Below are 14,064 nucleotides of genomic sequence, written 5' to 3'. Positions count from 1 at the left end.
GCGCCGCCCCGGCGCGGCGCCGCCGTGCGCACGGCGTTGGCGCTGAGCCTGCTCAATCCCCACGTCTGGCTCGACACCGTGGTGCTGCTCGGCGCCATCGGCGCGCAGCAGCCCGGCGCGGCCGGCCGCTACATCTTCGCGGCCGGCGCCATGAGCGCCTCGCTGCTGTGGTTTTCCTGCCTCGGCCTGGGCGCCCGCCTGTTGGCGCCGGTGTTCGCCCTGCCCCACGCCTGGCGCGTGCTCGACGGCCTGATCGCCGCCACCATGTGGGGCATCGCCCTGTCGCTGATCTGGCCTTGAGGACGGGCCGGCGGGCGAATTAGTACACAAATGAATCAACCTGGCAATCAGCCAACATGCTCATTGCCGGCGGCCGCGCGGCGGGACTATAGTGGATCGATGGAAACTGAAGCCACCGTCCCGTCCGCCGCATCGTCCGCCGCGCCGCACAGCCTGTTCGACGATATCCAGGCGCTGGTCGCCGGCACGCTGCTGATCTCGCTGGGACTGGCGCTGCTGGGCAAGGCCAGCCTGATCACCGGCGGCACCGTCGGCATCACCTTCCTGCTGCACTACGCCAGCGGCGTCAGCTTCGGCAAGCTGTTCTTCCTCATCAACATCCCGTTCTACCTGCTGGCGTGGAAAAAACTCGGCTGGGTGTTCACCCTCAAGACCTTCTGCTCGGTGCTGCTGCTGTCGCTCTGGTCGGAGCTGCTGCCGCTGGCCTTCAAGATCGAGCACATCAACCCGGCCTACGCCGCCGTGATGGGCGGCCTGCTGGCCGGAGTCGGCCTGCTGATCCTGTTCCGCCACCGCGCCAGCCTGGGCGGCGTCAACGTGCTGGTGTTGTATTTGCAGGAACGCTACGGCTGGCGCGCCGGCTATGTCCAGCTGGCGCTCGACGGCGCCATCACGGCGCTGTCGATCCCGCTGATCTCGCCGAGCGCCATCGCCATGTCCCTGCTCGGCGCGCTGGTGCTCAACCTGAGCATCGCCATCAACCACCAACCCGGACGCTACGTGGCGATCTGACAGCGGCGCGTGCATCGAGGCGCGGTTTTCGCCGATTCCGATAGCAATCTGTTCGCCGTGCAATTAGACTTGCTGGATGCGTCGCCAGCCGCCCCGGCCCGCAGCACCGCCAAACACCCGCCCGGCGACGACGCCCCGGCGGCCACCTTGGCGGCTCCGTCGTGTATATACAGGAGACTGGATATGAAAAACCTCGCCCATCCCCTCGTCGCCGCACTGCTGGTTTGCCTTGTCCACAGCACTCCCGCCGCCGCCGCCGAGGCCAAAGGAACGCCGGAGCAGGCCGTGGCCCTGGTGAAAAAAGCCGCCGCCTATGTCAAGGCGAACGGCAAGGAAAAGGCCTTCGCCGCCTTTGACGACCCCAAGGGCGAGTTCGTCGACCGCGACCTCTACATCTTCGTCTACAGCCAGGCCGGACAGATCCTCTCGCACGGCGCCAACAAGCGCATGATCGGCAAGAACCTGATGGACATCAAGGATGAGGACGGCAAGCCCTTCGTCAAGGAACAGATCGCCCTGGCCAACGCCAAGGGGTCCGGCTGGGTCGACCTGAAATGGGTCAACCCGGTCACCAAGGCCATCGAACCCAAGGCCTCCTACGTGGAAAAAGTCGACGACATCATCGTCGGATCGGGCGTCTACAAATAGGCCGCGCCTTGCCCCGTCCGCGCAGCGGAACCATGCACACCGGCCGCGCCCTGCAGCGGCGCCGACGGCAAGTGTTGGCGCTGCTGGCGCTGCTGACGGCCGGCGCCGCTCCCTGCGCACCGGCGCCGAAGCCGACGCCGAGGATGGTGGTCGGCATCATCCAGTCCGAACCGCTCGGCTTCCTCGACGACAAGGGCGCGCCGGCCGGCCTGCACCACGACATCCTGCGCGAACTGTCCAGGCGTAGCGGCATCGCCATGGACATCCACATCATGCCCAAGGTCAGGTTGGTGGTTGAGTTGGAGGTCAACAACATCGACGGCGCGATCATGTTTCCCGCGCAAAACACCGACGCCATCGCCATCGACGCCGGCATCACCGAAATGGTCAGGCTGGTGGCCCTGGGCAAGACCGGCACGCCGCTGCGGCGCTATGAGGATTTGGTCAAGGCACGCACCGTGTTACTCCTCGGCAGCACGACGTTCGGCGCCCAGTTCGAGCTCGACGAACGCCTCCACAAATACCGCGTCACCACCTACGACCAGATGATCAGCATGTTCGTGCAGGGCCGCGCCAACGTCATCGCCGGCAATATGCTGGTGCTGCTGTTCCAGCTCAAAAAACAGCACAAGGACCAGTTGTTCGACCCGTCGGCCTTCCTCTTTAGAAATACCGCCAACCACCTCTTCATCGGCAAAAAATCGCTCCATCGCGACAAGGCGGAGGCCCTGCAAAAGGCCTTGCAAGAGATGGAGCGCGACGGCGCCATCGAGCAAATCCTGCTGAAATACCAGGGCAACAGCTGGCAGCAATTCAAGCTGTACGATGAACGTTGAGCGTTGAGCGTTGAGCGTTGAGCGTTGAGCGTTGAGCGTTGAGCGTTGAGCGCTACAGCATGTTCACCCGCATCCTTGCAAAAGCGGGGCTATTCACAGCCAGATCGCCAGCGCCGAATACGCGGTCAGCGCCACCATCGCGGCGCAAAACACCTTCTGCCACAAGGGTTCGGCGAGGAACTTGCGCAGCAAGGCGCCGGCGCCGGCCCACACCGAAATGCAGGGCAGATTGACCGCGCAGAACACCAGGCAATACACCAGGATGGCCAGCGACACCGGCAGATTCTGCGGCAGGAAGGCCGAGCCGCCGGTGATCGCCATGACCCAGGCCTTGGGATTGCAGAACTGGAAGGCGGCGGCCGCCATGAAACCCATCGGCCGGCGCGCCTGCTCGACCTTGCGCTCGAAATCCATGCTGCGCAACTGCCAAGCCAAGTACAGCAGATAGCCGGAGCCGGCCAGCTTCAGCGCGGTTTGCAGGGCCGGCAGCGCCATCACCAGCGCGCCGATGCCGGCGGCGCAAATGCCCAGCAGCACGCCGAAACCGGTGGTGATGCCGAGCATGTGCGGGATCGAACGGCGGAAACCGAACCAGATGCCCGACGAGGTCAGCATGATATTGTTCGGTCCCGGCGTGATCGACGCGACGAAGGCGAAGGTCATCAATGGGAGCAGGGGCATCATCGTGTCCATGGCGCACCTCCCTGGCGGGCGGCGCCGATACGGGCAACGATGGCGGCGCGGGCCGCGACGGCGGCGTGCAGACGATACGGGCGAACGATGCTTGACATGGGATCTCCTGGTGAGTGTGAGGACCCATGCTAATCGACATAACCAATACAGTACCGATACAATTTACCAGATAAACGCTAACATTGTACCGGTGTTTCTACCAGTACAATCAGGCCGCCGCCCCCGTTGACAGTCACCGGCGCGCCGGCGGCATGGGCTGGGTGGAACCGTTCTGCCGCCGTGCTGGCGTTGATCTGAATCAAGCACAGGCGTAACAGCCGACCGTGACCGCCCCCGCGCGGGAACAAAACCGGCGCCGGCCCATCCTATGCTATGACAGGCACGCAATCGCGCCGCCGTCCGTCCGGAGGGACCGTTATGAAGCACTGTCTCGTCGTCTACTATTCCCGCAGCGGCCTGACCGCCAGGGCCGCCAACGCCATCGCCGACAGCTGCCATGCCGACCTGGAGCAGATCCACTATGCCGCCGGTCCCGACTACCAACCGGGCAATCTGCGCGCGCTGTGGCAGGCGCTGAGCGGCGCGCAACCGGCGCTGCTGGCGCCGCGCCGCGATCCGCGCGACTATGCCGTCACCATCCTCGGCTCACCGGTCTGGGCCTACCACATGGCCGGGCCGATGCGCAGCTACATCGCGGCCCGGCGCGGCCGCTTCCGCCGCGTGGCGGCGTTCTGCACCATGGCCGGCGACGGCGGCGCCGACGTGCTGGCGGCGATGGCGGCACTGGCCGGACAGAACCTGGTCGCCTCGCTCGCCCTGCGCGACGAGCAACTCGGCCGCGACGATTATCTGGCGCCGACCTACACCTTCGGCAGGGTCGTCAGCCAGATGGTGGATCAGCTCAGCGACGTGCCGGTTTAAAGGCGCATCGAATCAGCTGAATTCGTCGTTCCGCATCGGCGGAACGACGGGGTTTTGGAGCTGCCCTTAAGCCGGGCGCGGCAACGCCGGCCCGTGCCGGCCGAAGCCGCCGGGGTTACGCACACAAACTGTGGATAAGCTTGTTAACAAGGCCGCGCCGTCGGCGCTAAGCCCTTGTTTCGGAAGGAGAAAGATGCGCTGCGTGTTTTTAGCGCAGCGCTGCTGCCCAGGCCCGCGGCAGGGCTGCAGCAGGCGGTGCCGCCGGGCCGCTACGGCCGGCTCATGATGGCGTTGATGTCGCGCGAGCTCAGCGCCGTCTGCGCGTAGTCGAAACTGCCCCGCTCGAGTATTTCGCGCCCCGCCCGCATCAACGCGTCATAGGCGACCTTGGCCAACGAGCCGCCCACGCTGACCCGGCGCACGCCGAGTTCCTCCAGCTGGCGCATGGTCAGCTGCATGTTCGGCAGCCCCATTATCACGTTCAAGGGCCGCTCAAGCGCGCCGGCGACGGCGCGGATGTCGGCCGCCTTGGTGAGCCCCGGCGCGAACAGCACATCGGCGCCGGCCTCCTGGTAGGCCTGCAAGCGGCGTATCGTGTCGTCCAGGTCCGGCTTGCCGTGCAAATAGTTCTCGGCGCGCGCCGTCAACGTGAACGGGAAGTCCAGCGAGCGGGCCGCCTGCGCGGCGGCGCGGATGCGCTCGACGGCCAGGCCGGTGTCGTAGATCGGCGAGGCGCCGTCGCCGCCGGCGTCCTCGATGGAGGCACCGACCACGCCGGTCGCGGCCGCCTCGACGATGCAGTCGTGGACGAGCTCGGGCGCGTCAGCGTAGCCGTTTTGCAGGTCGGCGCTGACCGGCAGCGTGGTCGCCGCGCACAACTCGCGCAGATACGCCATCATCGCCGGCCGCGCGACGCTCAGGTCGGCGCCGCCGCGCGTCCAGGCCAGGCCGGCGCTGCTGGTGGCCAGCGCCTGGAAACCCATCGATTCCAACAACCGGGCCGAGCCCAGGTCCCACGGATTGGGCGCGATGAAACACTGCTGGTGCAGCGCGACGAAGCGCGCGGCTTTTTCTGCTTGAGTAGGCATATGGAATTGAAAGCGCTGATTGGAGGGAACAGACGAAGCGGGCCGGCGCGTGTGTCAGGAGCGCGCGGCCGACTTGCGGCGCGCCAGCATGCCGAGCAGACCCAGGCCGGCCAGCAGCATCGCATAGCTTTCCGGCTCGGGCACCGGCGGCGTCGGGCCGGGGCCGGGGCCCGGTATGGACGGCGTCAGCGCGTCGATCGTCATCATCACGAAAAGGCTGTCGTCGCGCGAAGCGTAGGTGAAGCTGTTGTAGACGCCCATGAGGTTGTAGTCCGACGCCTTGATCGCCGTCGGCAAGGCGTTCGAGTTGAGCGCGACATGGTGCGAATCGATGAAATCGATGCCGACCTCCTTGCCCAGGCCCGAGCCGCCGTCGACCGTCAGCGCGACGATGTGCACGCCGTCGACATACGGATTGTTGATGACCGAAATCACCGGCGTGTCGACCGACTTGAAACGCACGCCGCCGTTGCCGATCGTGTAGTCGACGCCGGCCATCGTGTTGGCGTAGCCGGGGCCGCCGTACAGGGCCGACTCGGCGCCGGGCAGGGCCGGCGGTGCGTCGAGGAACTGGCCCAGCTCGGTGTCGTAGAAGAAGTGGCCGCGCACCTGGTCGCCCTTGGTGATCAGGCCGCCGGCGTAGTCGGAGGAGCCGAGCGGGACGCCGGGGCCGGGGCCGCTCGGCGAAGTGTGGGCGTAGTAGGTCAGCTGGCTGACGGTCGCGCTGAAGTCGTAGGCGACGATACTGGCGTGGGCGAACGGCGCGCTGAGCAACAACAGCGCGGCGGCGCCGGCGGATTGGAGGGGCGTGAACAGGTGCATGGGAGGCCTTGTCGTCGGAATGTTGAATAAGCTGGGGATGCGAAAAAATGACAAATAATCATTTTCACATATGCAACATTATAAAACATGTATGGGCCGCCAAGTCAACCGTGCGCGCCGAATTTTGCGCCGCGACGGCTAGCCGACCCGGGCCGCCAGCGCGCTCCGGGAGCAGACGCGGTTGCGTCCTTCCGCCTTGGCCTGGTACAGCGCCTTGTCGGCCGACTCGATCAATTCCAGCGAACGCTTGCCCTGCGTCACCGGGCTGAAAGCGTCGACACCGACGCTGACGGTGACCAGGCCGCCGACGTTGCCGGCGTGGGTCAGCCGCAGCCGCTGGATCGCCAGGCGGATGTTCTCGGCGATGACCAGGGCGCCCTGCACGTCGGTGCCCGGCAGCAGCACCGCCAGCTCCTCGCCGCCGTAGCGGGCGATCACGTCGCCGGCGCGGCGCGGGCTCTTGCCGACCGCCTTGCCGATCGCCCGCAGACACTCGTCGCCCGCCGCGTGGCCGTAGATGTCGTTGTACTGTTTGAAGCAATCGACGTCGATCATGATCAGGGCCAGCGCGCTGGCTTCGCGGCTGGCGCGGCTGAACTCCTCGCTCAGGGCGACGTCGAAGCGGCGCCGGTTCGCCAGCCCCGTCAGGCCGTCCTGCATGGCCAGCGTTTCCAGGGTTTGATTGAGTTTTTCCAGCGCATGGCGCGCCCGCAACAGCTCGGCCTCGGCCTCGATGCGCAGGCGGATCTGCCTGAGCAGGCGGCCGCCCAGCAGTGCCAGCACCAGCACCAGGATGCCGACGACGGCGCCGCGCAGATAGGCGTCGGCGCGCCATTCGGCCAGCACCTCGTCCTGCGCCAGCGCGGCCGAGACGACCAGCGGGTATTGTTGCATGCGCCGGAAGCTGTTGATCCGCGTCACGCCGTCCTGCCCCGAGGTCAACACCACGGTGCCCTGCGAAACCTTGGGCAGGTAGCTGCGGAACAGCGGCAGTTTGGAAATGTCGCGCCCCAGGGACTTTTCATCGAAGGGCCGGCGCATCAACATGATGCCGTTGTCCAGCGCGACAAAAATGGCGCCGGAGCGGCCGATGTCGAATCCCTGGTAGAAACGGAGAAAGTATTGCATGTCGATCGTCGCCAGCACCACGCCGGCGAAACCGCCGTCGGGCCGGTTGACGCGGCGCGACACCGTGATGATCCAATCGCCGGTCGATCTGCTGCGTATCGGCGGCCCGACGTGGGCGCCGCGCCCGGCATGCTCGCGGTGGAACTTGAAATACTCGCGGTCGGCGTTGTTTTGCTTCTTCAGCAACGTCGGCTGCGAATTGACCACCCAGCCACCGGCCGCGTCGTACACGAACAAGCCATGAAGCTGCGGCAACTCCTCAATGCGCATGGCGAGGAAAGCGTGCAGGTGTTGCAACTCCGCGGGGGAACCGTTGGCGTGTTCCATGCGGTCGACCAGACCGACCAGGATGGTGTCGGTTTCCTTGATCGTGTCGTAGGCGTGCTGGGCGACGGCGTTGACCAGGTTGGCGCTGGCGCGCTCCGCCTCCTGCAGTTGCACGGCGCGGCTATGCATGGTTTGCCAGATCTGCACCGCCACCAGGGACAGGCACACCAAAACGATAAGGCTGCTCGCCAGCAACATCACCGGGCGGCGATGCAGGCCGGGCGGCGGCGCCGGATCAACGGGGGGCTGCTTCATTTGGCACACCTTCGAGACGACGTGGCGAACGTCCCGGAAGCGCTAGGGCGGCAGACTGCCCACTGGACGGCGGCGGGATCGGCATCGCCCTCCCCCACCGAGTATGCCCAGTTTTTTTCTAGCAAATCTCTCGAATACTCACCGCGCGCCGCCTTGTGGTCCGGCCTCCCCCGTGCGGCGTGCTCAGCCTTCCGACGGCGTGTGCAGCCAGCGCGCATGGGCGGCGCGGGCCAGATAGTCGAGCGCGAAACCGAGCACGCCGATCAGCACGATGGCGGCCATCAGCTCCGAATACGCCAGGCGGTCGCGCGCGTCGAGGATGAAATAGCCCAGTCCGGCCGACACGCCTAGCATCTCGGCCGGCACCAGCACGATCCAGATGATGCCGATGGCCAGGCGCACGCCGGTCAGCACCTCGGCGGTGATGCCGGGCAGGATCACGTGCAGGATGGTCTCGCGCCGCGTCGCCGACAGGCTGCGCGCCAGCAGCAGCCAGTTCGGATCGAGCCGGGCGACGCCGGCGGCGGTGTTGAGCAGGATCGGCCAGACGGCGGCGAAGGCCAGCAGGAAGTAGACCGGCGCGTCGCCGACGCCCAAGGTCATCACCGCCAGCGGCATCCAGGACAGCGGCGAGACCATGCGCAGCAGCTGGAACAGCGGCATGGCGGCCGCCGCGAAGCGCTTCGAGCTGCCGACCAGCACGCCGAGCGGCACGCCCAGCGCCATCGCCGCCGCCAGGCCGACGCCGACGCGGCGCAGGCTCAGGCCGACGTCGCGCCAGATGTCCGGCCCCTGCAGCAGTTGCAGCAGCGCCTCGGCCGCCGGCAGCGGCGCGAAGGCGGCGGCGATCGGCGTGTCGCGTTGCAGCGCGGCGATGCCGAACTGCCACAGCAGCAGCGCCACGGCGAAGCCGAGCAGCGGCAACGCGAGGCGGAGTTTCAAGCTCACCGTCATCGACTAGACCGCCACGACTTCGCTGCGCAGCAGCTTGGCCGGCAGGCCGAACACGCCCGGGCCGCCGACCGCGGCTATGGCCTTGCGCACGAAGCGGTCGTCGACCAGGTCGCGCGCGACGAAGGCCGGATCGAGCTTTTGCAGGAAGCCGGTGTCGCCCTCCAGCCGGGTGGTCTGCAAGGCCCGCACCATCTGCTCGGTGTACGAGGGGAAGGGGTAAGGCTGGAAGTCGATGCGGCGCTGCGCCCAATCCTTGTGGGCGACGATGCCGCGCTGTTCGTAGGCGCTGAAGTCGCTCACCGCCAGCACCTTCGACAGCACCTGCAGATTGTGCGGCGTGTAGCGGTGCGGGTCGCCGCTCGACAGCAGGCGCGCCGTGTCGATCTGGTTCGAGCGGGTCCACAGCTGGGCCTTGACGATGGCGGTGGTGACGCGCTGCGCCCATTCCGGCCGCGTGTTGATGTCGCGCTCGGACAGGAAGGTGACGCAGCAGGCGTGGTTCTTCCAGGCGTCGCCGGAGAAGCGCAGCACCTGGCCCACGCCGGCCGTCTCGGCCAGCGCGTTGAACGGCTCGGCGACGATGAAGCCGGCGATCGATTTGCTGGCCAGCGCCGAGACCATCTCGGCCGGCGCCAGCACCACCAGGTTGACTTCCTTGGCGCCGATGCTGCCCTCGCGGCCCTTGCTGACCACGCTCAGGCCGTTCTTGGCCAGGATCTGCTGCAACAGCACATTGTGGATCGAGTACCAGAACGGGATGGCGACGGTGCGGCCGCCCAAGTCCTGCACGCGGTTGATGTCCTTGGCCACGGTCAGGGCCGAGCCGTTGATGTGGTTCCAGGCCACCACCTTGGCCGGGAACTTGGCGCCGTAGCGCACCGAGATGGTGGCCGGCGACAGCAGGTGGATCACGTTGACCTGGCCGGAGACGAAGGCCTCGATGATCTGCGCCCAGCTGCGGAACAGGCGCGGCGTCTCGGTTTGCAGGCCCTCGGCCTCGAACAGCTTGCGGGCGTGCGCCACCAGCAGCGGCGTGGCGTCGGTGATCGGCAGGTAGCCGATCTTGACCGGCTGGTCGTCGCCCTTCGGACCCTGCTGCGCCATGGCGTCGCCGGCGAACAGCAGCGGCGAGGCGGCGCCGGCCGCCGTCAGCGCCGACATGCGCAGGAAGTCGCGCCGCGTCATGCCGCAGTCGCAGTCGGACGAGGCGCAGACATGGTAGGGGTTGCGGGCGGTGGTGTCGGTCATGGAGTGCTTTCTTGAAATTGGAATCGGGTGCTTCAGGTGCCGGCGCGCTCGCCCAGCAGCGCCGCCAGGATCTCGACGCGCAACGCGCCGATGGCGGCGGCGTGGGCCAGGCGCGGATGCGGCAGGTCGACCTGCCATTCGCGCACGATGCGGCCGGGCTGGCCGCCCATCAGCACGATGCGGTCGGCCACCAGGATGGCCTCGTCGATGTCATGGGTGACCAGCAGCACGGCGCTGTGCCATTGGTGCACCACCTCGACCAGCAGGCTTTGCATCTCGGCCCGCGTGATGGCGTCAAGCGCGGAAAACGGCTCGTCGGCGAACAGCAGTTCCGGCTGGCGTGCCAAGGCGCGGGCCAGCGCGACGCGCTGCGCCATGCCGCCCGACAGCGCGGCCGGATAGCGCCGCTCGCTGCCGGCCAGGCCGACGGCAGCGATGGCCTGTCGCACGCGCTGGGCATGCGCGGCGCGTTCGATGGCCGGCTGGCGCGCGAAGTCCAGGCCGAAGCCGACGTTGCCGGCCACGGTCAACCAGGGCAGCAGGCTGGCCTGCTGGAACACCAGCGCGCTGCGCGGGCTCGGTTCAGTCAGCGGCGCGCCGAGGAAGCTGATGACGCCGGAGGACGGCGCCTGCAAGCCGGCCAGCACGCGCAGCAGCGTCGACTTGCCGCAGCCGCTGCCGCCCAACAGGCAGACGATCTCGCGCGGGCGGATCGCCAGCGAGATGTCGTCGAAGGTCGCGGCGCGGCCGGGATAGGCGAAGCGCAGCGCCTCGGCCTGCAAGGCGCAGTCGGCGGGAATGTCGACGCCCGGCTTCGCGCCGCTCGGACTCGCCTCGCTCATGCCTGCGCCGCCTGCTTGGCCAGCGCCGCCTGCAACTGCGTCAGGCTGGGGGTGATGACCGGGATGAAGGCCGACTCGCGCCAGCGCCGGCCGAAGCCCTGCTGATGCTGTTCGAGGTAGGCCAGGCCGCCGCGCGCCTGCAACTCCAGCATCAGCGCCTCCTGGACGGAGCCGGCCAGGGCTATGCGCAGGCGGAACATCTCCGCCGGGTGCGTGACGAAGCGGCCCTCCGCCACGCCGTTGAGCAGCGTCTCGACCTGTCCATCCAGCGCCAGCCGCGCCGCCGCGATGCGGTCGCCGAGCTGGCCACGGCCGCTGCCGGCGACGCCGGCCGCCTGCGCCAGGCTGGCGCGGGCCAGGCCGATCGACATGCCGCACTGCATGCCGAGGAAGGCCGGCCGCACCTGCGGCAGCCAGTTCGGCGCGTCGGCGCTGATGATGTGCTCGGGTCCGGCCGCCACCCGCGTCAACTTGACGGCGGCGGTATGGCTGCCGCGCAGGGCGATCAGCTCCAGGTTGGCGCTGCGCTGCACCCCTGCCGCTTGGCTGTCGAACACCACCACCACCGGCGCCGCGCCGTCGTTGGGCGCGACCGCCGCCGCGACGACGAAGTGGGCCGGCCGCAGATTGGTGACCCAGGCCAGTTGGCCGTCAAGCCGCCAGCCGCCCGGCTCCACCTCGGCGTTGATTTGCAGCGGCTCCATCCCGGATAGGAACTTCATCGCGTTCGACAAGCCGGTGGCGCCGGCCAGGCTGCCGTCCAGCAGCGCCGGCAGCAGGCGCTCGCGCAGCGCGCCGTTCGGGCTGCGCAGCAGATATTCGATAAAGGTGCGCTGGCCCCAGTAGACAAAGGCCGCCGTGACCGAGTGTTCGGCCACGGCGGCGATGGCGCGGATGGCGTCGCGCACGTCGCCGCCGGTGCCGCCCATATCGGTCGGCACGCCGACGCGGAAACGGCCGTCGGCCGCCAACGCCGGCATGAGCGCGTCGGCCAGGTCCTGCGCCGGCGATTGGTCGAGCGCCTCGGCGTGCTCGCGCAGCCAGTCGTTGAGGGCCGCCATATTAGATCGCGCCCGGCAGGTAAGGCGTCAATTCCGGATTGACCGGCGTGCCGGCCAGGCTGTTGGCGAAGTTGCACAGCGTCGCCAGGCTGATGCCGAGCACCACCTCCAGCGCCTGCTGCTGGTTGTAGCCGGCGGCCAGGAAGGCCTGCAATTGGGCGTCGTCGACGGCGCCGCGCCGGGCGATGACGGCCGTGGCGAAGTGGGCGACCGCGTCCAGCTTGGCCTCGCCCGTGTCGAGGCCGTTTTGCAGCGCGCGCACCAGCTCGACCGGTTGGCCGGCTTTTTTCAGCGCCACGGCGGTGTGTCCGGCCACGCAGAAGTCGCAGCCGTGGATGCGCGCCGCCGTGATCTGCACCACTTCGCGCTCGGCCAGCGTGAGGCTGGCGCGGCCGTTGATGCCGGCCACCGTCATATAGGTCTCCAGCGCGACGGGCGCGTTGGCCAGCACGCCGATCAGGTTCGGCAGGAAGCCGTTGTTGGCGATGGCTTTCGCCACGAAGGCCTGGCTGTCGGCCGGCGCGCTATCTTGGGTGTGCAGGGTGAGGCGGGACATGGGTCGTCTTTCTTGGACAAGGAGGCGATATTATCCGATGTCGAGCCCGCTGTCGCCATACTCGTTCGTCGCCGTTTATTGTTCAAACGTCTTTAGCGCACTTCGAAAAACCGTCATTCCCGCGTAGGCGGGAATCTATACTCCGCATGTTCATTGGCTCAGCATGGGTTCCCGCCTACGCGGCGGTCCGCCGATGCGGAACGACAATTTGGTGGTTTTTCGAAGTGCCCTTTAGCTTAGCCAGCTCTGATCGTGTATTCACTTATTCATAAAGATAAAAATTCCAGGCGGGCCTTCAACCCATTAAAAAGTTATCAAAAAAGAATATTTCTTGCACAATAAACCAGAAAATACAAGGTAGATAAAAAACTTGATTTCCCAAGTGAAATATTGCAATATACAGATATCTACATTGCAATATTTTGCATTAGATAATCAACTATCATCCAAGGGAATCATGAAACTGAAAAATGTTCTTGTTTTTGCATGCTGTATTATATCGACAATTGCTTTTGCTCAAATCCTCCCAGGGAAGCACAAGACAGTTCAATCCAAACGACTACGGCTACAAATTTTCATCTAAAATGGATTTCTCCACGAACTATCGCTGCATGTGAGTTCGATGCTAGTCTTTCACCTAGATGCACAAATATTTAATTACCAAGATCACTCGGTATTCCGAAGAATATTATCCCGGTAAATTACATCGCAAACACCCCTGCTGCATGGTTGGCTGTTACAAAAAACGGGGCAAGTATTTGTACGTTTTTCGCGAAAAGTACTGATATTATTTGTAAAAAAATTCAGCACAGCAGTGACATAAAGAATTTTGAAATAACCAATGCCGGCGGAGAACTGATATTCAAACTGATAGGACAACAAACACCTTCAACAGTTCAGTTTCCAAAAAAATTTACCGCTGAGCTTTACAGGACAACCGCAGCGCTACAAAGAGAGATTCTGGAACAAAGTCCAGCAGGCGGGAAAAATGGAATGCGTGTTGCTTCGAATTCGGTACAGACCGATTGCGACGAAAATTTGGTAGAAGGGGACGGGGGGAATATTGCCAAATCGAAAATGTCCGTGAATTCTATCGGATGTAGTGGTGGTAGTGGAGGCGGTGACGGCGGTGGAGGTGACGGCGGTGGGGGGTGACGGCGGTGGCGCTGGTGGTGGTGACGGCGGTGGTGGTGGCGCTGGTGGTGGTGACGATGGTAGCAGTGGTGGCGATGATGGCGGCGGTAGCGGGGGTAACGGTGCTGAGAACCCGGAGCCATTGCAGCCATCACCAATTTGCACCGATAGTGAACGCATATTAGCGGCTAGATCGGATGAAAACACAGTATCGCAGGTTATCGTTGTCTGCCATACGCGTCTTCCCCAGCCTCCAGCTGACCCAACGATCCCACCAATGCCACCGGCCGCTTGGAATTTATGCAACGTGCTAGGAGTATTGTGCGGCTCTGGAAATACAGTTCCCCCGCCGGTAAAGAGTGAAAAAGATCGTGAACGAGAGGCTGCAGCGATATGCCGAGAAAAATGTTCGAACAAAGAGTTAGGGTAACTATTCAGCCGCAGCGAGCGCATCAATAAAGGGTTGTAAACCAAGCGGCTTTCCAGCATCATTCCGCTATGCCACCGAAACCACCGCGC

The 14,064-nt window shown here is 65.4% G+C and carries 16 protein-coding genes (1 of these 16 only partly in view); 7 read left to right on the top strand and 9 right to left on the bottom strand.

What is annotated here, in order from left to right:
- The 5 genes from H7U20_RS30950 to H7U20_RS18635 form a co-directional block, all read left to right on the top strand.
- Window positions 1-46 carry the end of a LysE/ArgO family amino acid transporter gene (locus H7U20_RS30950; protein ID WP_370593186.1) on the top strand. Its footprint begins 371 nt before the window's first position, so the window shows 46 of its 417 coding nt (coding positions 372-417); the start codon falls outside the window, past its left edge; it ends in the stop codon at window positions 44-46.
- A complete protein-coding gene (locus H7U20_RS30945; protein ID WP_370593185.1) occupies window positions 25-300 on the top strand; it encodes a LysE/ArgO family amino acid transporter in 276 nt (91 codons plus the stop codon). The genes H7U20_RS30950 and H7U20_RS30945 overlap by 22 nt, the downstream gene beginning before the upstream one ends.
- A 99-nt stretch (window positions 301-399) precedes the next feature.
- Window positions 400-1,032, top strand: coding sequence for a YitT family protein (locus H7U20_RS18645; RefSeq protein WP_199760647.1), 633 nt, complete (start codon window positions 400-402; stop codon window positions 1,030-1,032).
- 183 nt (window positions 1,033-1,215) lie between these two features.
- A complete protein-coding gene (locus H7U20_RS18640; protein ID WP_199760646.1) occupies window positions 1,216-1,680 on the top strand; it encodes a cache domain-containing protein in 465 nt (154 codons plus the stop codon).
- Window positions 1,681-1,712: 32 nt separating this feature from the next.
- Window positions 1,713-2,516: a substrate-binding periplasmic protein gene (locus H7U20_RS18635; RefSeq protein WP_199760645.1), complete on the top strand. Its 804-nt coding sequence runs from the start codon at window positions 1,713-1,715 to the stop codon at window positions 2,514-2,516.
- A gap of 93 nt (window positions 2,517-2,609) precedes the next feature.
- Here the strand turns inward: H7U20_RS18635 and H7U20_RS18630 are convergent, their stop codons facing one another.
- A complete protein-coding gene (locus H7U20_RS18630) occupies window positions 2,610-3,200 on the bottom strand; it encodes a LysE family translocator (RefSeq protein WP_199760705.1) in 591 nt (196 codons plus the stop codon).
- Between the two features lie 426 nt (window positions 3,201-3,626).
- Between H7U20_RS18630 and H7U20_RS18625 the strand changes: the two genes are divergently transcribed.
- Window positions 3,627-4,130, top strand: a complete 504-nt coding sequence (locus H7U20_RS18625; RefSeq protein ID WP_199760644.1) for a flavodoxin family protein — start codon at window positions 3,627-3,629, stop codon at window positions 4,128-4,130.
- A 269-nt stretch (window positions 4,131-4,399) separates the two neighbouring features.
- Here H7U20_RS18625 and H7U20_RS18620 read toward each other — a convergent pair whose 3' ends face one another.
- The 8 genes from H7U20_RS18620 to H7U20_RS18585 all read right to left on the bottom strand — a co-directional run bounded on the left by H7U20_RS18620 (window position 4,400) and on the right by H7U20_RS18585 (window position 12,411).
- The gene (locus tag H7U20_RS18620; RefSeq protein ID WP_199760643.1) at window positions 4,400-5,218 is read right to left on the bottom strand and encodes an isocitrate lyase/PEP mutase family protein; all 819 of its coding nucleotides are present in this window, start codon (window positions 5,216-5,218) and stop codon (window positions 4,400-4,402) included.
- 54 nt (window positions 5,219-5,272) lie between these two features.
- Window positions 5,273-6,040, bottom strand: a complete 768-nt coding sequence (locus H7U20_RS30385; RefSeq protein WP_233410885.1) for a PEP-CTERM sorting domain-containing protein — start codon at window positions 6,038-6,040, stop codon at window positions 5,273-5,275.
- Window positions 6,041-6,178: 138 nt separating this feature from the next.
- A complete protein-coding gene (locus H7U20_RS18610) occupies window positions 6,179-7,750 on the bottom strand; it encodes a GGDEF domain-containing protein (protein ID WP_233410884.1) in 1,572 nt (523 codons plus the stop codon).
- Window positions 7,751-7,933: 183 nt separating this feature from the next.
- Window positions 7,934-8,692, bottom strand: coding sequence for an ABC transporter permease (locus tag H7U20_RS18605; RefSeq protein WP_370593184.1), 759 nt, complete (start codon window positions 8,690-8,692; stop codon window positions 7,934-7,936).
- Between the two features lie 15 nt (window positions 8,693-8,707).
- Window positions 8,708-9,952: an ABC transporter substrate-binding protein gene (locus H7U20_RS18600; RefSeq protein WP_199760641.1), complete on the bottom strand. Its 1,245-nt coding sequence runs from the start codon at window positions 9,950-9,952 to the stop codon at window positions 8,708-8,710.
- Window positions 9,953-9,984: 32 nt separating this feature from the next.
- Window positions 9,985-10,794 carry an ABC transporter ATP-binding protein gene (locus tag H7U20_RS18595; protein WP_199760640.1) on the bottom strand — a complete coding sequence of 270 codons (810 nt, stop codon included), beginning with the start codon at window positions 10,792-10,794 and terminating at the stop codon, window positions 9,985-9,987.
- Entirely contained in the window at window positions 10,791-11,855 is a 1,065-nt protein-coding gene (locus H7U20_RS18590) for an acyl-CoA dehydrogenase family protein (protein WP_199760639.1), read from the bottom strand. Before H7U20_RS18590 ends, H7U20_RS18595 begins: the two co-directional genes overlap by 4 nt.
- 1 nt (window position 11,856) lies before the next feature.
- A complete protein-coding gene (locus tag H7U20_RS18585) occupies window positions 11,857-12,411 on the bottom strand; it encodes a carboxymuconolactone decarboxylase family protein (protein ID WP_199760638.1) in 555 nt (184 codons plus the stop codon).
- Window positions 12,412-13,140: 729 nt separating this feature from the next.
- Between H7U20_RS18585 and H7U20_RS18580 the strand changes: the two genes are divergently transcribed.
- Window positions 13,141-13,566, top strand: coding sequence for a hypothetical protein (locus H7U20_RS18580; protein WP_199760712.1), 426 nt, complete (start codon window positions 13,141-13,143; stop codon window positions 13,564-13,566).
- Window positions 13,567-14,064: the final 498 nt, after the last annotated feature.

The organism is Rugamonas violacea (genome assembly GCF_016461825.1).
In the GTDB taxonomy this organism is placed as follows: Bacteria; Pseudomonadota; Gammaproteobacteria; order Burkholderiales; family Burkholderiaceae_D; genus Rugamonas.
Note: the sequence above shows the minus strand (reverse complement) of the source record. Positions and strands in the feature narration are given on the sequence as shown.